This is a genomic window from Bacillus sp. EB600 (assembly GCF_024494385.1).
In the GTDB taxonomy this organism is placed as follows: domain Bacteria; phylum Bacillota; class Bacilli; order Bacillales; family Cytobacillaceae; genus JAEVLT01.
Window position 1 is genome coordinate 91571 of record NZ_JAEVLT010000010.1, and the last position, 21176, is coordinate 112746.

A 21176-nucleotide genomic window follows, 5' to 3' on the forward strand; every position below is an offset into this window, starting at 1 on the left:
ATTAAGATTCTAAAAATTGGGAGGCGGGCCAAAAGCTGCCCGCACAAATCCCATAATTTTATTCTTAAAGGTTTTTTATTTACCCGTAAAGTTTTTCAATTCTGCACGAGTGGATGGAACTTTTACATCACCGGATTTGATTTTGTCAGACCAAGTCTTCACTGCTTTTTCAATATCAGCTTTGTTTGGAACACCATCATTCATTGGTGCTAATCCGACTCCATCTTCCTTTAATCCATAAGTTGTGGTTTTGCCTCCAGGGAAGTCGCCATTTTTGGCTTTTGTTGAGATATCAACTACAGCATTATCGACACGTTTCATTGCTGATGTTAAGACTACATTTTCTTGTTTCCCGTTTACCGTTACAATTCCTTCTTTAGACTGGTCAGAGTCTACGCCAATAGCCCAGATAAGCTTTGTCGGGTCTTTACTCCTGCGGTCACGTGCTTCTTTAAAGAGACCATTACCAGTTTGACCAGCAGCATGGAATATGACATCATCACCAGAAGAGTACATAGTAGAAGCAATAGCTTGTCCTTTATCCGCTTTATCAAACGCTGCTGCATACTGAATATCTACAGTCGCATTCGGATTTGCAGCTTTTACCCCGGCAACAAATCCGGCTTCAAACCGTTCAATAACAGCACTTTCCATTCCGCCGATAAAACCAATTTTATTTGATTTTGTTACCATTCCGGCAGTAACCCCGGCAAGGAAGGATGCTTCATTTTCTTTAAATAGAACGCTTGCCACATTTGGCTGTTTTACCTCAGCGTCAATAATCGCATAATGAGATTTCGGCTGCTGCTTAGCAATTTTTTCAATATCATTTTGCATCAAATAGCCAATCCCATAGATTAAGCTAAATCCTTGATGTGTAAGTGTATTTAAATTAGTAGCATAATCGGCATCAGATTTAGATTGAAGATATGTGTACCCGCCAGCACCTTGTTTCATGTTATTCTTTTTTCCGAAATCCTGTAGACCCTTCCAAGAAGATTGGTTAAAGGATTTGTCATCAATACCGCCAATATCTGTTACCATTGCGACAGTAAACGTTTTGTCTTTGTCTTTACCGCCTCCGGCATTTTTATTGTCATTTGTTTTTCCACATGCACCTAAGAGCGTTCCGGCAGCAAGAACCAATGACAGCGCTAAACCAAGTTTATGCCTTTTCAAAGTTTAACCCCCTATATAATTATTGTTGATTAAGTAGAAATTTTCGAAAACAGGACTGTTTTTCTTTTTCATTATGCAATAAAAAGCGTGATTATATTCTTTTTCGAAGCACACGAAAGCTAAATTTGTCCGCTTTAAAATAGTTTACCGAATAAAGGATGGGTTCATCCATTTCATCATAATGCATTTGATTTAAGACAAGTAATGCTGTCTCTGGTTCACATTCAAGAATGGGAGAGATTTTGTCGTGGTATCCGATTGGTTCAATTTGCGCAACTGCGTATGTAATTTTCCGGTTTGCTTCCTCTTCTAAAATAAGTAAGAGTGATTCTTCCCGGTGGGGAAAGATTTCTGGCAAGATTTTTTTAGGAACCTTATCAATACAATAAACAACGGGCTCGCCATTTGCCGTTCTAACCCTCTCAATTACGAATATGCTCTCTTCTGGTGAACATGAAAAACGACGAATATCCTCTTCGGTTGGATCTTGTGTCGATGAACTTAGGAAAATCGTTCCTGGTTTCATCTCTGCCTGCTCAATCATTTTTGTAACGCTGTTAAGTTGTTCAATCCCAGATGTAAATAATGGCTTTGTGTTAACAAATGTTCCAACACCATGACGCCGGGTAATGACATTATCCTCTTCAAGAATCCGTAATGCTTCTCGAAGCGTTGCCCTGCTGACCCCAAGCTTCTTCGCAAGTTCAAATTCAGAAGGTAATTTTTCTTTTTCTTTATAAATACCCTCTTCAATGTCTTGTTTTAAGTGATCGATTACTTGTAAATACAAATGCCTATTATCTGCTCTAATCGACATACAGGTTCCTCCAGCATTTTTTCCTTTAACATCAGACCTCTGATGTATGATCATTCCTACTAATCGAAAATACTATAACATTTTTCATTCGATAAATAAATAGGGTTTGCAACTTTTGTCGAAAGATGAATTTTAGATAATAGTAAGTGCTCTCGATTATTCGCATAAAAGCACCAAGCTCGTGCTTGGCGGCTTCTTTTAAATGAAACTTCTTAGTGAATTTATAATGAACTTACATCATCCTTTGGCTTCGCCATCAGGACAACACGCGGCTTACTGCCTTCGTATGGTCCAACAATCCCCCTGGCCTCCATTTCATCTATTAGACGTGCTGCCCTAGTGTAACCAATCCTAAAGCGGCGTTGTAGCATAGAGACAGAAGCTGTTTGCATATCCACGATCAAATCAACCGCATCCTGATATAATTCATCATCAACAGCACCTTTTACTTGGGGAACATCATCTGGGATCATATTCTCTTGATACTGTGCTTTTTGCTGACCGATGACAAAATTAACAGTTTCCTCAACCTCTTCATCTGATACAAATGCTCCCTGAACACGAACTGGCTTCGAAGCACCCACAGGCAGGAATAACATGTCTCCTCTTCCTAATAGCTTTTCTGCCCCGCCCATATCAAGAATCGTTCTTGAATCTGTTGAGCTTGAGACGGCAAAAGCAATCCTTGAGGGGATGTTTGCTTTGATGATCCCTGTTATGACATCAACAGATGGACGCTGTGTGGCTATAATTAAGTGAATGCCTGCAGCCCGGGCCATTTGCGCCAATCTTGTAATCGAATCCTCAACATCTGAGGAGGCAACCATCATTAAATCAGCCAACTCATCGACAATTACCACAATAAACGGTAAAAATGGCTGCTTGTCATTTTCCTCTAGATTATGCTTTTTAATATGTTCATTATATCCTTCTATATTCCTTGTTCCGGTATGGGAAAATAATTCATAGCGCCGTTCCATTTCACTAACTACTTTTTGTAGGGCTTGGGAAGCCTTTTTAGGATTTGTAACGACTGGTGCCAGCAAATGCGGAATCCCATTATAACCATTCAGTTCAACCATTTTGGGGTCAATCATCATCAGCTTTACTTCATGCGGCTTAGCCCGCATTAAGATACTAGTAATGATTCCATTAATACAGACACTTTTTCCGCTTCCTGTTGCTCCAGCAACGAGTAAATGAGGCATCTTATTTAATTCAGCCAAGACTGCTTCACCGGTAATATCCCTGCCTAAGCCAATTAAAAGCTTTGATTCCGGTTTTTCGTTTTGGGTTGCTTCTAGTACCTCTCGCAGCGAAACCATCGCAACCTCTGAATTTGGCACTTCAATCCCAATCGCAGATTTTCCGGGGATTGGTGCTTCCATCCGAATATCTTTAGCCGCAAGTGCTAATGCTAAGTCGTCACTCAAACTAACAATTTTACTTACTTTTACACCAACATCGGGGTGGACCTCATATTTTGTAACTGCCGGGCCAAGGTGAACCTGGGTAACCCTTGCTTTGACGCCAAAGCTTTGAAATGTCCTTTCAAGTTTCGCTGCATTAGCATGAATTAATTCATATTCACCGCTTTGATCTGTTTTCTTTGGCTGTTTTAATAAGCGCAATGGCGGTAATTCATATGCTGCATTCTCTACCTCCGTAAAGGTCATTGGCGTTGTTAAATCTTCCTCTTCCTCAACATGTTGTTCTGCTGTTGTCTGTGTTTCCTGCGGGATGTGATTTCCTTCATTAGCAGCAGTTCCATCAGGATAGGCTCGATCTGCAAAGCTGGAAATAATCGGTTCCGTCGTTATCACTTCATCTGATGGAAGCTGATTCTCCTCAAGCTGAGTAGGAGAACTTGATCGGGTACGCCTAGTTTCGCGAGTCTGCTGCTGCTGATTCCGCTTTTGCTCTTGCTTTTCTTGTTGTTTTTGTTTCCAATCGGCTAAGTCTGTCTTAAAAGCACCCCATTGATTTTTGGAAAAGCCAAAAACTCCTGTCATTATTTTTCCCACAAAATCACCAAAGGACTTTCCTGTGATCAAAATAAAGCCAATCAAAATAAACACAAAGGCAATGATTTTGGTACCTGTTTCGGCAAACAGATAATAAAAGAGTGCAAATAGAACAGCACCGATCATCCCGCCTCCAAGGTCATGGGTCGTTGTCTGTCCATTTACTTCCATCATAAACATCTCCCAGGTGTTTTTAATAACACTTGGGTCTGTAAATTTTCCATTTTTCAAAAGTAAATGAAAGAGTGTTACATGACTTAATAAAAGAATGGATGAAATAATCAAATATGTCCCAATTAATCTTGGACTAAATAGAAATGGAATGGCACGCTTCCAAATCAAATAAATACTTAAAATAAACAGACCGATCAGGCTAAGGATATACCACTCACCCATCCAAAATCGGAAAAATAAAACGGTCGCTTTTCCAACTGCCCCAAGTTTAGCAAATGAAATAATTGATAATGATAGCAAAACAAGTGCCGTTAATTCATATTGGAGTGTACTTTTTAATTGATTATCTCTTTTTCTTGAAGTCTGCCGCCGCTTTTTTTTTGCCATTTAATCACCTATATTTTTTATAAATTATGGATAGAAAGGAAGAAAGCAGCCTAGAATGGCTGCTCTTAACTTTTTCTTTATATAGCATATTATACCATAAGAAAGCTTAGGTTGAGGACATTCCTTCCAGGTTAAACAAAGAAATTTTTGTTCCTGGTGAGAACCGGTCATCCAAAAAGTGCTGTGGATCACTGCTCAACACCCTGACAATCTGCATCGATTGCGGATCCGCACAATCTACTAACAGTGGGACACCGTTATAGTTAATCGTCTTTTGTCTGTCGAAAGATTCCATATCATCCGGAAAGATCAGTTCATATGGAACCGTTGTATAGAGAATCATTGCACCAGCCCCTCGCTGTTTTCTTTGTGCAAATCAATAAGTTCATTTAGTTTTTTCATTGCTTGACCAAGTCCGCCAACCTCATCAATAAGCCCCATTTCAACCGCTTCAACACCGATTACATTTGTTCCGATATCTCTGGTTAGATTTCCCTTTGCAAACATTAAGTCTTTAAATTTTTCCTCGGTGATATGGGAATGCTTTGTAACAAATCGGGTAACCCGCTCTTGCATTTTATCAAGATATTCAAATGTTGCCGGAACGCCAATAACAAGCCCTGTTAATCGAATCGGGTGAATTGTCATCGTAGCGGTTTCTGCGATAAATGAATAATCGCAGGAGACTGCAATTGGGACCCCAATTGAGTGCCCTCCCCCAAGTACGATGGATACGGTTGGTTTTGATAGAGTTCCAAGCATTTCGGAAATGGCAAGTCCCGCTTCAACATCTCCACCCACCGTATTCAGGATAATCAATACCCCTTCAATTTTGGGATTTTGTTCAATGGCAACTAATTGCGGGATAAGGTGTTCATATTTTGTTGTTTTATTTTGGGGAGGAAGGGCAAGATGTCCTTCAATTTGTCCAATAATCGTTAAACAATGTATTTTAGAATCTACTGAGAGCTGTGGAACATTGGTCTGTCCTAGCTGCTGAATTTTTTCGATTAACGCTGAGGAAGGCTTTTCTTCTTTTTGCGGTTCCTGATCTTCATTTTCCATTTGATATGGTTGTAAATTCTTATCCATCCTTTGTTCTCCCTTCAGGCATGATATTCACTAGTATTCTCAAATTGAATCATTTCATCCTTCAGGCAAAAGAAAAAAGCATCGGGGAATCCCAATGCTTTTTTAACATAAGAGAAGATATTTGACTTTGAGAATTGTCTAGCTTCGACGCACAGGACGTGCTAGTGCCTGCGTTGCTGCCAGGACGGCGGCGCTTTTAGTCGTCCAGCGCCCAGCGCCTAGTGTACTTCCGCTTTTCTATACTTCCATGATTATAGGTAAAATCATTGGACGGCGTTTTGTTTTTTCGTATAAGTATCGGTTTAGGTCATCGCGAATATCTTGTTTTAATGATGACCAATCAAATGTACCCTTTAATCTGTTCTTCTCTACAATCTCTCGAACCAATTTTGTTGAATCATCCATTAATTTTTCTGATTCACGGACATAAACAAATCCTCTGGAAATAATTTCAGGTCCCGAGATTATTTTCTTTTCGTGCTTGGTTAATGTTACAACAACAATTAAAATTCCATCCTGTGATAATAGCTTTCGGTCACGCAAAACAATATTACCAACATCACCAACGCCAATTCCGTCAATAAGAACGTTTCCAGAAGGGACTTTCCCACCGGGGGAAAATTTGTTATCCTCGATTTCAAGTACTTCTCCCCGATCAAGAATATAAATCTGATCCTCTAAAAGACCGCATTCTTTTGCAAGTTTGCTATGGGCCTGCAGCATCCGATATTCACCATGCACAGGAATGAAAAACTTTGGATTCATTAAATTAATCATGAACTTAAGTTCTTCCTGACTTCCATGGCTGGAGACATGCACCATTCGTCTTCCAAAAATGACGTTAGCCCCTACCCTAAACAGCATGTCGACTGTTTTCGTAATAAAAAGTTCATTACCTTTATAAGATGATCCTGCAATGATAACCGTATCACTAGGCTGAATATTTACCTGTTTATGGGTTTGTTTAGCCATTTTTTGCAGACCTTCGATTGGTTCACCTTGATTCCCAGTCATTAAGATAACAATTTGATTGTCTTGAAATTTGTTAATTTCTGAAATTGGAATAATACATTTATCTTCTACTTTTAGATATCCTAAATCAAGAGCAATATGAAAGACTCTTTCTAAGCTTTTACCTACTACCGCAACTTTTCGTTTCGTTTCTTTTGCAGCATCAAAAATATGCTGGATCCGATTAATATCAGATGCAAAGCATGCAGCGATGATCCTAGCTGGTGCATTGTAAAAAGAATTTGACATTTCCCGAGCGACCGTAGCTTCGGAAGTTGTATAACCAGGTTTCTCTGCTTCCGTACTATCAGAAAGCAAGCAAAGTACGCCTTGTTCACCGATTCTAGCCATTTTTCCAATTTCCGGTTTATAAAGGTCTGTAGCCGATTGATCAAATTTAAAGTCTCCGGTATAAACGATCGCACCTGCAGAGGTATGGATACATACTCCAACGGAATCAGGAATACTATGATTTGTTCGGAAAAAGCTAACTTCTACGGAATCCATGTCAACAATGGAATCCGAATGAATCTCGATCATATTTGCCGGACCGTAATAGTCCTGTTCCTTTAATTTTGCACTTGCAAGCGCTAACGTTAATCTCGTCCCATATACGGGTACATTCATTTTTCCCAAAATATAGAATAACGCTCCTATATGATCCTCGTGGCCATGGGTTAGAAAAACAGCTTTTACTCTTTCTTTATTCTCTACTAGGTAGGAGATATCCGGAATAACAATATCAATGCCAAGCATTTCATCCTCGGGGAACATTAAACCGGCATCAATAATGAATATATCCTTATCCACTTCGACAAGGTACATATTTTTTCCGTTTTCTCCTACGCCACCTAGAGCAATTAGCTTGATGGAATTATTTTGTTTCTTTATCAATTGTGTTGAACCTCCTGTATTGATGTTAGGCCGACCATAGATCAGTTACGCTTATTATACTTGATATATGAAATTTATTACAACCAATATCCAACAGTGAGCTCTCCATTCTTAAAAAAATAGATAAAAAAACCCAATCGAAACTTCATTTCGATTGGGTTTTACAATACTAATTATTAGTTAAAAGTTTTCCTAAAGTGGTTCGCTCTTGTTCTGTAAGCGGAACAAGCGGCAGCCTGACCGATCCCACATCCAGTCCCTTTAATTGAAGGGCTGTTTTCACAGGAACGGGATTTGGAGCTGCAAATAATCCTTGCATAATTGGCAAATACTTTTGGTGGACCTCTGCTGCTTTTTGGGTATCCCCATTTAAAAAGGCTTGAACCATTGCTTGAAGTTCATTTCCGATCACATGCGAGGCTACTGATATAACTCCAGCACCGCCAATTGCCAGAACTGGCAAGGCCATGCTGTCGTCTCCGCTGTATAAGTCAAAATCCTCAGCAGTATTAGCGATAATCTTCGTCATTGCATTCAAATCACCACTTGCTTCTTTTACAGCGACGATATTGGGTATTTTTGAAAGCTCAATAATCGTATTTGGATGGATGTTAACAACCGATCTCCCGGGAATATTATAGACCATGATTGGAAGCTTTGTAGCTTCAGCAATTGCTTTAAAATGCTGATACATCCCTTCTTGGTTTGGCTTATTATAATAAGGACCCACGACCATAATCCCGTCTACACCAAGCTGTTCTGCTTTCTTCGTCAACTCGACAGTTGCGTACGTATTATTGCTGCCGGTACCTGCAATAACCGGGACCCTTTTATCAACTGCTTTAACCACATGTTCAAATAGCGCGAGTTTCTCTTCTTTAGATAAGGTTGGTGATTCTCCGGTTGTTCCCGCAACAACAAGCGACTCAGTTCCATTCGCAATTAAGTAATTAACGAGTTTGGTCGTTTTAGCAAAGTCAACATGTCCTTTTTTATCAAAAGGAGTTACCATCGCTGTTGAGACACGCCCAAAATGAACCATTGTATAATGCCCCTTCCTTACTGATAACAAACAGCAATCATTATTTTAAGGATAATTCATTAAATCTGTTTAATCATTATTCAAGTGTCTCTTCTTCTAAATGAAAGGCATCATGTAATGCATTTACAGATTTAACTAAGTCCTCCTGTTTGACAAGAACCCAGATCGTTGTATGACTATCTGCCGATTGTAAAATTCGAATTCCCTGATCGGACAAGGCAGTGACAATTTTTGATGTCACACCCGGAACTCCAGCAATCCCGGCTCCTACTACCGAAACCTTGGCACAATTACGTTCCACTACAGGCTCATGACCAAGCTCTCTTAGAACCTCAATCGCGTGATTCGTCATTTCATCTGTTACTGTATAGACAACACCATTCGGCGAAATATTAATAAAATCAACGCTTATTTTCTCATTTGCCATGGCTTTAAAAACTTCGGCCTGTAAATTATATTGCTCTTTTTTAGCAAAAACTTTTATTTGCGTGATAGTTGAAACATGTGCAATTCCTGTAACTAGCCGTTCATTGATATCGCTGCCGCGATTATCTTTGGTAAGAGATGTAACAAGGGTTCCCAGTTTATCGGAATACGTTGAACGAATTCGAATCGGCACTTTGGCCTGCATCGCTATTTCTACAGCCCTTGGGTGAATGACTTTTGCCCCCTGATAGGCCATATTGCAAACTTCTGTATACGTAACAACCGAAAGTGGCCGGGCATTTTCGGCGATCCGGGGATCGGCTGTCATAATACCTTCTACATCGGTAAAAATATCAATCCATTCGGCATTAAGTCCAGAGCCCAGAGCCGCAGCAGATGTATCGCTGCCACCCCGTCCGATCGTTGTTACGTCTCCATTCTTTGCCATCCCTTGGAAACCTGCGACAACGACAACATCTGACTGTTCTAATTCACGGAGAAGTCTTTCACATTTCATTTCAATTATTTTGGCATTGGTGTGATCATTGTTCGTTCGGAAGCCTGCCTGTGCTCCGGTTAAGGATGTAGCATGAATACCGCTCTCTAGTAGCATATTGGTAAAAACAATACTAGCAATTGATTCTCCGCAGGACAACAATAGATCCTGTTCCCGCTTTGAAATTTTGCTCAGGTTCCCATTCACTAGCGAAAGAAGAGTATCTGTTGCATATGGATCTCCCTTTCTACCCATAGCAGAAACCACAACGACAACCTTGTAGCCATCAGCTAACGCTTTTTCAACGTGACGCTGTGCATGTTTCCTACTTTCTTCATCCTTTACAGATGTTCCACCAAACTTTTGAACAATAATTTTCATGGGTGATTAAAACCTGCCTTTTCGACTATTCCCGAACTTTTACCAGCCCTAATTTGAGTAAGCTTTCGGCGATTTGGACTGAATTCCAGGCAGCACCTTTAAGAAGATTATCAGATACTACCCACATGTGAAAGCCACGCTCTTCATCAAGATCTTTACGAATTCTTCCAACAAAAACATCATTGCTGCCTACACAGTTTGCAGGCATTGGGTAAATTTGATTTTCAGGATCATCCTGAAGAACAATACCCGGTGCATCACTTAACAATGTTTTGATTTCGCTCGCACTAACACCCTCTTGCTCAACTTCAAAATAAACGGATTCTGAGTGTCCAACTGCAACCGGCAGGCGAACACATGTGGCAGCTACAGCTAATTCTGGCAAGTGCATAATTTTCTTTGTTTCATTAATCATTTTCATTTCTTCATAGGTAAAACCATTTTCTTGAAACACATCTATTTGTGGGATCGCATTAAAAGCGATTTGATAATGCTTTTTAGCTCCCTTTACTGGTAAAATTTTTGGTTCGAAGCTTTCCTCATTTACAATTGCTTTTGTTTGCTCTTTTAATTCTTGGATAGCAACTGCACCTGCACCGGATACAGCTTGATAGGTTGAAACAAGCACTTTGTTTAATCCATATTTTTGACGGACTGGTTCTAATGCAACAACCATTTGGATCGTTGAGCAATTTGGATTTGCAATAATACCATTGTGTTTATGAAGGTCGTCCTCATTCACCTCGGGAACAACCAATGGGGTATCTGGATCCATTCGAAAAGCGCTGGTGTTATCAATACACACTGCACCACGTTTAACTGCTTCCGGTGCTAATTCTTTTGAAACGCTCCCACCTGCTGAGAATAAAGCAATATCAACACCTTCAAAACTCTCAGGCCTTGCCTCCTCAACTGTATATTCCTGACCTTTAATCAAGACCTTTTTTCCTGCAGACCGTGCTGATGATAATAAGGTTAATTTTGCGAAAGGAAAGTCCCGTTTGACTAAAGTATCGATCATTTGTTGTCCAACTGCTCCAGTTGCCCCAACTACAGCAACATGAAGTCCATTTTGTTGATTCATTTTCTAGTGCCCCTTCCACTCTCTACATTTATTGATTTTCGGTCATCTCATTTTTAAAGGAAATGGAATTTTCACTTACCAGATGACAGAAGATCTTTCAGTTTTTCAAGTAAAATTTTACTGAATTTCATGTCCTGCATCTTTAAAAGAAACCGAACGAATCTACATCTTCATCCGTAGGCACGAAGTCGCCCACGGATGACAATGTGATAATTCATTTTACCATATTCCTAGAAAGAAATAACCCTTTTTACTTTGTTTGAGTGAAGGAAAATTAATCACGATACCTTTCGACTAGTACAGGCTGGATCTGTTTTCCAATGATTGCACTTTCAATTGTTTCATACATCATTGGCATTCTTGCTACCATCGAGTTTGGCTTTTTCACAGGGTCATCCTGGCCAAAAGGAATAAAATAAATATTCTTCGTTGACATTAATCTCATTAAATTAACTCCATTAAGTCCCAAAGCATCGTTTGTGGAAATTCCTAGGACGACAGGCTTTCCGTTTCTTAATGTTGCTTTAGCCGCCATTAAAACAGGGCTGTCTGTCATTGCATTGGCAAATTTACTCATTGAGCTGCCTGTTATTGGGGCTATTACCATACAATCAAGAGGAATCTTTGGTCCGAGCGGTTCCGCTTTTACAATCGAATCGATCGCTTTATTTCCTGTTAATTCCTCGATCCTGTATACCCAGTCTTCCCCTTTGCCAAATCTAGTTTCCGAGCTTTTGACCGTAAAGGTAACAACAGGAATTATTTCAGCACCAGCCTGAACTAGTTTCTCAATTTCCGGAAATACAGCATCATAGGTACAATGGGAACCTGTTAAACCTAAACCGATTCTCTTGCCTTTTAAACTCATTTTGTATTCTCCTTTCGCATTGCGTAATCATCCTGAAAGAGTTGAGCGAGAACATCGGCAAGAATTTGCCCTGCTGTTTTTGGTGCAACAATTCCTGGCAGACTAGGAGCAAGCAATGCTTTTATTCCACGTTTTTCAGCGTAACGAAAATCTGTCCCACCGGGTTTTGAGGCAATGTCAATAATGAGTGTATGGGCCGGCATCTTCGAAATAACATCCGCACTTACAATTGGATATGGGATGGTATTGATTAAAATATCCGTGTTGTTTACTTCCTTCTTAAGATCATTCAAATGAAATGGGGTTAACGCCATTTCAGTGATCCTAGCCATATGTTCGCTTTTTCTTGCTCCGACCTTTACCTTTCCGCCGAGGAGATGAAATGTTCTTGCCACACTCATTCCGCATCTTCCTAAACCAAGAACGACAATGTTAGAACCATGAATGGTAAAATCGGTATGCTGAATGGCCATCATAATCGTTCCTTCTACAGTTGGGATCGAATTATAGATCGCCACATCATCCCGCTCAAATAATTTGACAATTTTTCTGTTTACCTTTTCGGTAATTCCATTTAAATAGGGGTTACTTATACCGGAATAAATTGTGCAGTGATCTGGAGTTTTTGAAAGTACTTCTTCTGTTAAAAGGACCTTTTCATTGGAGAAAATGGTCTCAACATGTCCTTCCAAATTGGTACCAGCTACAGGTAAGATAAAGGCATCTATATTCGTAAAGTCGACTTCGTCAATTTTTTCCTTAACCGCACCTGGAAAACCATGGTCGAGCTGCTCGAATCCAATTAATGATAGTTTGGCATCTAATTCGGTCAGCTTTCGGATAATTTCCAGCTGTCTTGCATCTCCACCAATCACGGCTATCTGCATCCCTGTCAGCATGAAAACATTCACCTTCTTTTATTAAAAAATCCAACCATGAATTATTTCTTCTTTTTACTTCACCATCTTATGTAAAAGGTGACGAATCGGTGAGTGTTTCAAGCTGTGTAAATCAAAAAGCCCAAGCAAGTTGATCCTGCTTGGGCTTTCCGTGATTAATTTAAGTGCTTTTATTCTTCGGGAACATCAATCATTATCATATCAGTGCCAATTTTTTTGATATGCTGCCAGGGGACGCGGATTTCTTGACCTTGTTTTCGCAGTCCAAACCATTTTACAGAGGGAATCAGCAGGGCTTGGATTTGTCCAGTCCCTTCATTTATTTCTAGATCCGTTTGTCCAAGTACGCCTAAACGTTCCGCCTTCTTTACATCAACAATTTCTTTCCCGCTTAATTCACTCAATCTCATTATAGGTAGGCTCCTTTCTTCTATATGTACTAGTGTATAAGCCTGAATAGAAAATTAGACTAAAAAATAAAAGCGGAAGCGCCCGTTTAGCGACGTACACTAGTCGCTAAGGCGTTGGCCGAATAAAAGCGCCACCGTCCCGTCCTGGCGGCAACGCCAGCACTAGCACTTCCTGTGCGTCGAAGATAGACGATAAAAAAACAGCCCGGCATTATCTGCCGAACTGTTTTTTCTATTTTATATAATGCTTTTTGGAAATTCTCCTTCAGGACTGACTAACGAGAGGGAGTATTGATCCGTAAACACCGAATCAGCCATATTGTTAACACCGTTCATGGTGACCCGGTCAATTTCCTCGATGATTTCATCCAAGGAACGATGACGTTTTAAGAGTAGTTCATTTTTTCCGTTCCGGCTCATCCTGCTATTTGTGCTTTCCAAGCCTAACATTAAGCCGCCTTTTAACTGTTCCTTACTATTATTTAGTTCTTTTTCGGTAATTCCTTCTTGCTTTAGCTTTGCCAGTGTTTCTTGTATGGTTCCATACAAAACATCAAGCTGCTTAGCACCTGTTCCGCCATAGATGGTTACAATGCCACTATCCTGATAAGCTGAATGATAGGAAAAAACAGAATAAGCTAAACCACGCTGCTCTCGTACTTCCTGGAATAAACGGCTGCTCATGCTTCCACCCAAGATATTATTTAGAATAATCAACGTATAAATATCTTCATGGCCAACCTGTAAGCCATTATATCCAATACATAAATGAGCCTGTTCTGTGTCCTTCTTACGGGAGATCCGATTCGTGTGGAAGAACGACTTATTTTCTGATGGTACACTGCTCGCACCTTCAAAGGCACCAAAATACTTTTCAACCTCGCCAATAAATGTTTCAGGAATATTGCCTGCGATCGAAATCACGACATTCTCAGGAGTATACCTTTCACCAATATACTCTTTTAATGTTTCAGTAGTAAATGTATTAAGTGTTTCTTCTGTTCCTAAAATCGGATAACCTAATGGATGATTTTCATAAACAGCCTTGGTTAATAGATCATGGACAATATCATCAGGCGTGTCCTCATACATTTTAATTTCTTCTATCACTACATTTCTTTCCTTTTTTAATTCTTCTCCCTCAAAAGTCGAATTAAAAAACATATCTGCTAAAACTTCTAAGGCATAATCTGCATGTGTATCAAGGACTTTAGCATAGTAGCATGTATATTCCTTCGAGGTAAACGCATTAACCTGACCGCCAATACTATCAAATGACTCGGCGATATCCCGTGCCGTCCTTGTGGTTGTCCCTTTAAAAAACATATGCTCTAAAAAATGGGATATCCCGTTATTTTTTGGGTTTTCATCTCTTGACCCTGTTCCAATCCACACTCCAATTGCGACGGAACGCACTGTTGGAATCTGCTCTAGTACAATTCGTACTCCATTTTGGCATGTATACTTCTTTATCATCGAACTCCTCCTGTTCATAAACAGCTGCTGCTAGGTAACACATTCTCATTTTTCAATTAAGGTTAGTGTTTCCTTTATGGTGTAAAAGTTTCTCATTTTCTTTAATGATTCGATCTTCATCCATTAAATCTGTAACGGTACCAATTGTTAAATTCTTCTCTTCGATTAACGTAATAAGTCTGTCTAATGCTTTAGCAGTTGATTCTGTAGGGTGCATTAGGATTAATGAACCGTTTCCCACCTTTGTCATGACACGCTTTATTAATACATCCGGTGACGGCTTTTGCCAATCGACTGTATCAACTGTCCACATGACAGTCTCCATCTTTAACCCATGGGCAATTTTAACTGTTTCGTCCCGGTAACTGCCGCTCGGCGGGGCAAACCATTTGACGACTTTACCTGTGGTGGCTTCAATGACCTCATTTGTTTTGAGCATTTCCGTTCTTGCTCTGTCCGCTGATAAACGTTTCATATCGGGGTGGGAGTAAGAATGGTTTCCCACTTCATGTCCAGCATCTACGATCATTTTGGCTAAATCTGGATTTTTCTTTACCCAATTTCCTTCTAAAAAAAAGCTTGCAGATACGTTATGCCTCTTAAGCGTTGCGAGCATCTCTGATAAATATTCATTTCCCCATGCAACATTAATAATAAAGCTGACCATAGGTTTATCGGGATGGCCTCTGTATATAGGAGATGGGGGTAAGTCCTTCAGATGTACCTTTGGGATTATTTGCTTAAAAACTAGACCCTTCTCAGTAAACTTTCCGATCTTTTTCATTTTTTGATAAGAGCCTGATATATCAACCTTTAGGCCATTATAGCCCGGAATCTTTTTCCATACTCTATCTATTGTAGCATCTGAGGGCTTAATTTCATATTTTGGTGCTTCTTTACTTATTTCTTGATACAGAGAACCTGTTTGGTTTGCAACTGAAAGTGTTTGTTGTTTTTTTATAAAATTTACATATGTACTTACTGCGGTATCATTAACAGTTATCAAAGCACCAATCAAGAAAAGCAACATTATCCCGATCTTCGTCATTTTTCAACCTTCCCCTTTCAAATAAACATTATGTATAGAAAGGACAAGATAGAACTAAAAGCGGAAGCGCCCGTTTAGCGACCTACTCTAGTCGCTGAGCGCTGGAGCTAGATAATGAACCTAAAGGGATTAGCCTGCTTTAAGGGTTACTAGCACAGCAATGGTTGCTTGTTAGCATCATTGGCAAAGACCAAACTTTCTAAACCACCCAGAGCGCTGGAGCTAAACAGTTCTATGCGTTTGCACAAAATGAATCTTAGCATAGAAAAAGCCAGGGTTTCCCCTGACTTACCTACTTATATTTACTGCATGGCTTCCTGATTACGGAAATTAATGCTTTTCTTCTACTTTTTCACGCTGTTCCTTTAAGACCGCCTTGCGCGAAAGGTTAACACGGCCTTGTCTATCAATTTCGGTAACCTTTACTAAAAGTTCATCTCCAATTGAAACAACATCTTCTACTTTGCCGACACGCTCTTCAGCAAGCTCAGAGATATGAACTAAACCGTCTTTACCAGAAAAGATCTCAACGAAGGCACCGAATTTCTCAATCCTCTTAACCTTCCCAAGATAAAGCTGTCCAACTACTACTTCACGAACAATATCTTCAATGATTTTTTTGGCTTTTAGGTTCATTTCTTGATTCGTTGAAGCAATGAAAACAGTACCGTCCTGTTCAATGTCAATTTTGACACCTGTTTCTTCAATAATCTTATTAATATGTTTGCCACTTGGTCCAATTACATCGCGAATCTTATCTGGTTTAATGGTCATTGTCAAAATTTTAGGAGCATAAGCAGAAAGATCTGTTCTTGGTTCTGAAATGGTACTTAGCATGTGACCTAAAATTTGCATTCGGCCTTTTTTAGCCTGCTGCAAGGCTTCTTCTAAAATTTCTCGAGAAAGACCTTCGATTTTAATATCCATTTGCAGAGCCGTAACACCTTTCGCTGTCCCAGCCACTTTAAAGTCCATGTCTCCAAGGTGATCTTCCATTCCTTGAATATCAGTTAAAACCGTAGAATTATCCCCAGACTTCACTAGTCCCATCGCAATTCCGGCTACAGGTGCTTTAATTGGCACCCCTGCATCCATCAATGCAAGCGTACTTCCGCAAATACTTGCTTGTGAAGTGGAACCATTCGATTCTAATACCTCAGAAACTAAGCGGATTGTATATGGAAAATCCTTTTCAGATGGAATAATTGGTTCCAATGCACGTTCTCCAAGTGCCCCATGACCAATTTCGCGCCGACCTGGTCCGCGCATTGGTCCTGTTTCCCCAACACTAAACGGTGGGAAGTTGTAGTGGTGCATAAATCGTTTTTCCTCTTCAATTCCAAGTCCATCAAGAATTTGGACATCACCCATTGCTCCTAGCGTACAAATGCTTAATGCTTGAGTTTGTCCACGTGTAAACAAACCAGAACCATGTGTACGAGGCAAAATTCCCACTTGAGATGACAATGGACGAATTTCATCAATCTTTCTGCCATCCGGACGGATTTTTTCCTCTGTGATTAAACGGCGCACCTCGCCTTTGACAATCTTGTCCAAAATTTGTTTCACTTGTTTTAGATCATCATCCGTTGCTTCTTGTTCTTCATATTTAGCAATTACTTGGCTTTTCACTTCTTTAATCGAATCCTCGCGGGCGTGCTTTTCTTGGACTTGAATCGCTTTGAGCATGTCCGATTCGCACATTTTTCTTACTGCTGCTTCAAGCTCCGGATTGATTTCATATAAAGCAATTTGCATTTTTTCTTTGCCAATTTCACTTACGATTTTTTCTTGAAATTCAATTAAACGCTTAATTTCTTCATGTCCGAACATAATTGCTTCAAGCATGATCTCTTCAGGAACCTCGTTTGCGCCCGCTTCAACCATGTTAATTGCATCTTTTGTTCCGGCAACCGGTAAATGAATATCGCTTTTTTCAGCTTGTTCTACGGTTGGATTAATCACAAATTGACCATTAACACGACCAACAATGACTCCTGCAATCGGACCTTCAAACGGAATATCAGAAGTGCTCAGTGACAATGATGAACCGAACATAGCTGCCATTTCCGTTGAACAATCCTGATCGACACTCATCACGATACTGACAACCTGAACATCGTTACGAAAGCCATCCGCAAATAGCGGGCGGATCGGACGATCGATGAGTCGGCTTGCCAAAATTGCTTTTTCACTTGGACGGCCTTCACGTTTAATAAAGCCTCCAGGTATTTTTCCTACTGCGTACAACCGTTCTTCATAGTTAACTGTTAACGGAAAAAAATCCAGTTTCTTTGGTTCCTTGGATGTTGTAGCTGTACTTAAGACAGCTGTATCACCATAGCGGACTAAAACGGCACCATTAGCTTGTTTCGCTAATTGACCAATTTCAACAGTCAGCTCTCGGCCTGCCCAATCTATGGAATAAGTGTGTTTATTTTGATCCATATCAATTATTACCCCTCTCTAACCTTATTCGCTTTGGAGGATGATGCGAAAAAAAGCTTTCGCTATTATCATCTTGCTTTATGTTCAAACCATAACAGGTAAATATATAAAAATGAGTATATTATAGTATGCACTTTTTTGAAGCAACTTAAAATATGTATGAAGATTCTTTATCTTTTTTAAGCTAATAAAAAAGCGGGAAAAATCCCGCTTCTGTTGATTATCGACGTAGGCCAAGCTTGTTGATTAACACGCGGTAACGTTGAACATCTTTGTTACGTAAATAAGTTAACAAATTACGGCGTTTACCAACCATTTTCAAAAGACCGCGACGTGAGTGGTGATCCTTTTTGTGAGTACGTAAATGGTCATTCAGATTGTTAATCGATTCTGTAAGGACAGCGATTTGTACTTCTGCAGATCCTGTGTCGTTTTCATGAGTTTTATACTCATTAATAATTTCATTTTTACGTTCTTGAGTGATTGCCATCCTGATTCACCTCCTATTTAGCAAACGCTCAGCACTGCTTTTAAGCAGCTGCTGCTTTGCTTAATTTCAATCGCCTGTTACTGAGCAAGCGTCGGTGACTCGACTTGCCAAGCAAAGGTTCGTATTAGTACGAATATAAGAATACACTTTTTCATGTTAAAATGCAAGTGTGTTATCAATGGTGGCTAGACTTTTTTGAATGGTTCACTTGGAAATATTGAATGGCATTTTGCTTATCCTTTTCTATTTGAGCAACGAGCTCATCAATTCCGGAAAATTTTTGTTCATTTCGTAAGTATTGATGCCATTCAACTTGAACTTTTTGACCATAAATATTTCTGTTAAAATCAAAGAGATGTACCTCTATTGATTTGGCAGCTGCTTTGTTTTTAAAGGTCGGTCTGTAACCAAGGTTGCAAACTCCATTAAACCATTCACCCTCCACTTTGAACCGAACAGCGTAGACCCCAACAGGTGGAACGATATATTCATCATTTAGATCAACATTTGCGGTTGGAAAACCAATAGTTCGCCCGCGTTGATCACCATGGATAACACTTCCAGAAGTGGTATAATATCGGCCAAGTAAACCGTAAAGTTGTTCGGTTTGTCCTTCTTTTAGGAGCTTTCTGATCCAGGTCGAGCTTACTTTTTCATCTCCACATGTAAACTTTGGTACAGTTGTGGATGTAAATTGCCCTCTTGAGTGGAATGGCAATGATTCCATTGTCCCTTTCCCCATCCGGCCATACGTATAATCAAATCCGGCTACAACATGCTTCACATTTAGGCCAATGATATAATGGTCAACAAATTCCTGCGGGAGCAGATTAGCAAACTCCTCCGTAAAGTGAACAATATATAAATAGTCGATACCAAGATCCGCGATGATCTCCATTTTCTCACTTAGCGGGGTAATATAATGAACGTGCATATCATTTTTCCTTAATACCACTGAAGGATGGGGATCAAATGTCATGACAGCGCTATTGAATCCAAATTTCTCGGCGCTTCTCTTCGCCTCAAGAATAACCTGCTGATGTCCACGATGAACTCCATCAAAATAGCCTAATGCTATGGAAAGTGGGGGAATCTCCTCTTTATTCATATGAAGGGGGAAATCGAGCATTTTTATTTCCACAATCAAACTCACCTTTTCTCTATGTAACTATCTTACATTTGATTATTGCGCAATACCTTAACAGGTTTGATGAATCCAGGTTTGTTTGGATGCATCGCATAGATAGCTAATGCTATTTCTGCTTCAGTTTCAACAACAATTGGTCCATCCCAATTTTGGCTATCAGTTGGGAGTGGTAAGACCGCACCATTTTTCACTTTCTCTGCTACTTTATCATTAATACGGTATTTGGGCAAATGAGAAATGGCCCTTTCAAGAGGGTATAAGGAATTTTCAATTGTCCCCTGTTCCATTTTTTCCTCTATCTGCGAAAATGTCAGACAATCCGCAAGTGAAAAAGAAGCTGCCCGAATTCTTTGTAAGCTTGACATATGGGCAGGAAACCCAAGTTGTTCCCCAATCATAACGGCTAACGTCCTAATATAGGTACCTTTACTACAGTCAACCTGAAACCGAAACGTAATCGTTTCACCAGAAAACTCTTGGCGGTCGTCAAGTAATTGGATGCTATAGATTGTCACTTTTCGAGCTGGACGCTCCACTTCGATTCCAAGCCTCGCATATTCGTAAAGACGTTTCCCATTTACTTTTACTGCTGAATACATAGGTGGAGTTTGTTCAATTTCACCTGTTAATGAAGTTAAGACGGAGAGAATTTCATCTCTTGTTATGAGTCTGTCCACAACTTTTTTGGCAACAGTATCCCCTGAAGAGTCTTCCGTTGTTGTCGAGAAACCGATCGTGACTTCGCCTTCATATGCTTTGCCAGCATCCGTTACATACTCTGCCACCTTTGTAGCTCTACCGATACAAATAGGAAGTACTCCAGTAACATCTGGGTCAAGGGTGCCGGTATGGCCAACCTTTTTTGTTTTCAATATTTTTCGTAATTTAAACACGCAATCATGTGATGTAAGCCCAGCCGGCTTAAACAATGGCAAAATACCTTCCATACTATTTCCCCCCATTGGAGTATTTCAGAAAAAAATGGATAGACAGTGTCTATCCATTTACTCTTCACTTTCATGCTGATGTTCATTTTCTTCCGTATGCAATTTGTTGATAAGCGTCTCAATTCGATTGCCATAATCGATTGATTCATCAAATTCAAAAATAATTTCAGGTGTTTTGCGAAGGCGAATTCGCTGGCCAATCTCTGATCGAATAAAGCCTTTAGCTTTTGCCAGCCCTTTTAGGGTATTCTCCTTTTGCTCATCATCACCTAAAACAGAGATATAAACCTTTGCCTGTTGAAGGTCGCCAGTCACTTGTACATCTGTTACGGTAACGAATCCTATTCTTGGATCCTTTATTTTACGGCCGATGATGTCACTTAATTCTTTCTTCATCTGCTCCCCAACCCGGTTTGCTCTGTGGTGGGTCATTTGT

General features: G+C 39.9%; 19 protein-coding genes. All 19 read right to left on the reverse strand.

Annotated elements, in window-relative coordinates:
• Positions 1-75 precede the first annotated feature (75 nt).
• The 19 genes from JN080_RS12935 to rbfA all read right to left on the reverse strand — a co-directional run bounded on the left by JN080_RS12935 (position 76) and on the right by rbfA (position 21172).
• Positions 76-1179: a BMP family lipoprotein gene (locus JN080_RS12935; protein WP_256236422.1), complete on the reverse strand. Its 1104-nt coding sequence runs from the start codon at positions 1177-1179 to the stop codon at positions 76-78.
• Between the two features lie 91 nt (positions 1180-1270).
• Positions 1271-1996, reverse strand: coding sequence for a GntR family transcriptional regulator (locus JN080_RS12940; RefSeq protein WP_256236423.1), 726 nt, complete (start codon positions 1994-1996; stop codon positions 1271-1273).
• 221 nt (positions 1997-2217) lie between these two features.
• Positions 2218-4581 (reverse strand): FtsK/SpoIIIE family DNA translocase, encoded by a 2364-nt coding sequence (locus JN080_RS12945; protein ID WP_256236424.1) that lies wholly within the window; start codon positions 4579-4581, stop codon positions 2218-2220.
• A 106-nt stretch (positions 4582-4687) separates the two neighbouring features.
• On the reverse strand, positions 4688-4924 hold the full coding sequence (locus tag JN080_RS12950; protein ID WP_256236425.1) for a YlzJ-like family protein: 237 nt from the start codon (positions 4922-4924) through the stop codon (positions 4688-4690).
• Positions 4921-5673 (reverse strand): ClpP family protease, encoded by a 753-nt coding sequence (locus tag JN080_RS12955; RefSeq protein ID WP_305473940.1) that lies wholly within the window; start codon positions 5671-5673, stop codon positions 4921-4923. Before JN080_RS12955 ends, JN080_RS12950 begins: the two co-directional genes overlap by 4 nt.
• A 237-nt stretch (positions 5674-5910) precedes the next feature.
• Positions 5911-7578, reverse strand: coding sequence for a ribonuclease J (locus JN080_RS12960; protein WP_256236426.1), 1668 nt, complete (start codon positions 7576-7578; stop codon positions 5911-5913).
• A 169-nt stretch (positions 7579-7747) separates the two neighbouring features.
• Complete coding sequence (gene dapA, locus JN080_RS12965) at positions 7748-8620, reverse strand: 4-hydroxy-tetrahydrodipicolinate synthase (RefSeq protein ID WP_256236427.1); 873 nt, start codon at positions 8618-8620, stop codon at positions 7748-7750.
• 76 nt (positions 8621-8696) lie between these two features.
• A complete protein-coding gene (gene dapG, locus JN080_RS12970; RefSeq protein ID WP_256236428.1) occupies positions 8697-9923 on the reverse strand; it encodes an aspartate kinase in 1227 nt (408 codons plus the stop codon).
• A 25-nt stretch (positions 9924-9948) separates the two neighbouring features.
• Positions 9949-11007, reverse strand: coding sequence for an aspartate-semialdehyde dehydrogenase (asd, locus tag JN080_RS12975; RefSeq protein WP_256236429.1), 1059 nt, complete (start codon positions 11005-11007; stop codon positions 9949-9951).
• A 274-nt stretch (positions 11008-11281) separates the two neighbouring features.
• Complete coding sequence (gene dpaB, locus JN080_RS12980; RefSeq protein WP_256236430.1) at positions 11282-11875, reverse strand: dipicolinate synthase subunit B; 594 nt, start codon at positions 11873-11875, stop codon at positions 11282-11284.
• A complete protein-coding gene (dpaA, locus tag JN080_RS12985) occupies positions 11872-12774 on the reverse strand; it encodes a dipicolinic acid synthetase subunit A (protein WP_256236431.1) in 903 nt (300 codons plus the stop codon). Before dpaA ends, dpaB begins: the two co-directional genes overlap by 4 nt.
• 170 nt (positions 12775-12944) lie before the next feature.
• Positions 12945-13184 carry a YlmC/YmxH family sporulation protein gene (locus JN080_RS12990; protein ID WP_256236432.1) on the reverse strand — a complete coding sequence of 80 codons (240 nt, stop codon included), beginning with the start codon at positions 13182-13184 and terminating at the stop codon, positions 12945-12947.
• Positions 13185-13421: 237 nt separating this feature from the next.
• Entirely contained in the window at positions 13422-14660 is a 1239-nt protein-coding gene (locus JN080_RS12995) for a M16 family metallopeptidase (RefSeq protein ID WP_256236433.1), read from the reverse strand.
• 52 nt (positions 14661-14712) lie between these two features.
• Positions 14713-15708, reverse strand: a complete 996-nt coding sequence (locus JN080_RS13000; protein WP_256236434.1) for a polysaccharide deacetylase family protein — start codon at positions 15706-15708, stop codon at positions 14713-14715.
• Between the two features lie 330 nt (positions 15709-16038).
• Positions 16039-18156 carry a polyribonucleotide nucleotidyltransferase gene (gene pnp / locus JN080_RS13005; RefSeq protein ID WP_256236436.1) on the reverse strand — a complete coding sequence of 706 codons (2118 nt, stop codon included), beginning with the start codon at positions 18154-18156 and terminating at the stop codon, positions 16039-16041.
• Between the two features lie 220 nt (positions 18157-18376).
• Positions 18377-18646, reverse strand: coding sequence for a 30S ribosomal protein S15 (gene rpsO / locus JN080_RS13010; RefSeq protein ID WP_256236438.1), 270 nt, complete (start codon positions 18644-18646; stop codon positions 18377-18379).
• 175 nt (positions 18647-18821) lie between these two features.
• Positions 18822-19787 carry a bifunctional riboflavin kinase/FAD synthetase gene (ribF, locus tag JN080_RS13015; RefSeq protein WP_375141648.1) on the reverse strand — a complete coding sequence of 322 codons (966 nt, stop codon included), beginning with the start codon at positions 19785-19787 and terminating at the stop codon, positions 18822-18824.
• 32 nt (positions 19788-19819) lie between these two features.
• Positions 19820-20740, reverse strand: coding sequence for a tRNA pseudouridine(55) synthase TruB (gene truB, locus JN080_RS13020; RefSeq protein WP_256236439.1), 921 nt, complete (start codon positions 20738-20740; stop codon positions 19820-19822).
• Between the two features lie 57 nt (positions 20741-20797).
• Positions 20798-21172 carry a 30S ribosome-binding factor RbfA gene (rbfA, locus tag JN080_RS13025; protein WP_256236440.1) on the reverse strand — a complete coding sequence of 125 codons (375 nt, stop codon included), beginning with the start codon at positions 21170-21172 and terminating at the stop codon, positions 20798-20800.
• Between the last annotated feature and the right edge of the window lie 4 nt (positions 21173-21176).

What these genes read in the sequence shown, in the direction of transcription:
- truB (WP_256236439.1), bottom strand. Translation starts at nt 20,740, where the DNA reads ATGGAAGGTATTTTGCCATTGTTTAAGCCGGCTGGGCTTACATCACAT.
- JN080_RS12990 (WP_256236432.1), bottom strand. Translation starts at nt 13,184, where the DNA reads ATGAGATTGAGTGAATTAAGCGGGAAAGAAATTGTTGATGTAAAGAAG.
- dpaA (WP_256236431.1), bottom strand. Translation starts at nt 12,774, where the DNA reads ATGCTGACAGGGATGCAGATAGCCGTGATTGGTGGAGATGCAAGACAG.
- JN080_RS13000 (WP_256236434.1), bottom strand. Translation starts at nt 15,708, where the DNA reads ATGACGAAGATCGGGATAATGTTGCTTTTCTTGATTGGTGCTTTGATA.
- dapG (WP_256236428.1), bottom strand. Translation starts at nt 9,923, where the DNA reads ATGAAAATTATTGTTCAAAAGTTTGGTGGAACATCTGTAAAGGATGAA.
- JN080_RS12995 (WP_256236433.1), bottom strand. Translation starts at nt 14,660, where the DNA reads ATGATAAAGAAGTATACATGCCAAAATGGAGTACGAATTGTACTAGAG.
- JN080_RS12950 (WP_256236425.1), bottom strand. Translation starts at nt 4,924, where the DNA reads ATGATTCTCTATACAACGGTTCCATATGAACTGATCTTTCCGGATGAT.
- rpsO (WP_256236438.1), bottom strand. Translation starts at nt 18,646, where the DNA reads ATGGCAATCACTCAAGAACGTAAAAATGAAATTATTAATGAGTATAAA.
- JN080_RS12945 (WP_256236424.1), bottom strand. Translation starts at nt 4,581, where the DNA reads ATGGCAAAAAAAAAGCGGCGGCAGACTTCAAGAAAAAGAGATAATCAA.
- dpaB (WP_256236430.1), bottom strand. Translation starts at nt 11,875, where the DNA reads ATGAGTTTAAAAGGCAAGAGAATCGGTTTAGGTTTAACAGGTTCCCAT.
- rbfA (WP_256236440.1), bottom strand. Translation starts at nt 21,172, where the DNA reads ATGACCCACCACAGAGCAAACCGGGTTGGGGAGCAGATGAAGAAAGAA.
- pnp (WP_256236436.1), bottom strand. Translation starts at nt 18,156, where the DNA reads ATGGATCAAAATAAACACACTTATTCCATAGATTGGGCAGGCCGAGAG.
- dapA (WP_256236427.1), bottom strand. Translation starts at nt 8,620, where the DNA reads ATGGTTCATTTTGGGCGTGTCTCAACAGCGATGGTAACTCCTTTTGAT.
- asd (WP_256236429.1), bottom strand. Translation starts at nt 11,007, where the DNA reads ATGAATCAACAAAATGGACTTCATGTTGCTGTAGTTGGGGCAACTGGA.
- JN080_RS12940 (WP_256236423.1), bottom strand. Translation starts at nt 1,996, where the DNA reads ATGTCGATTAGAGCAGATAATAGGCATTTGTATTTACAAGTAATCGAT.
- JN080_RS12955 (WP_305473940.1), bottom strand. Translation starts at nt 5,673, where the DNA reads ATGGATAAGAATTTACAACCATATCAAATGGAAAATGAAGATCAGGAA.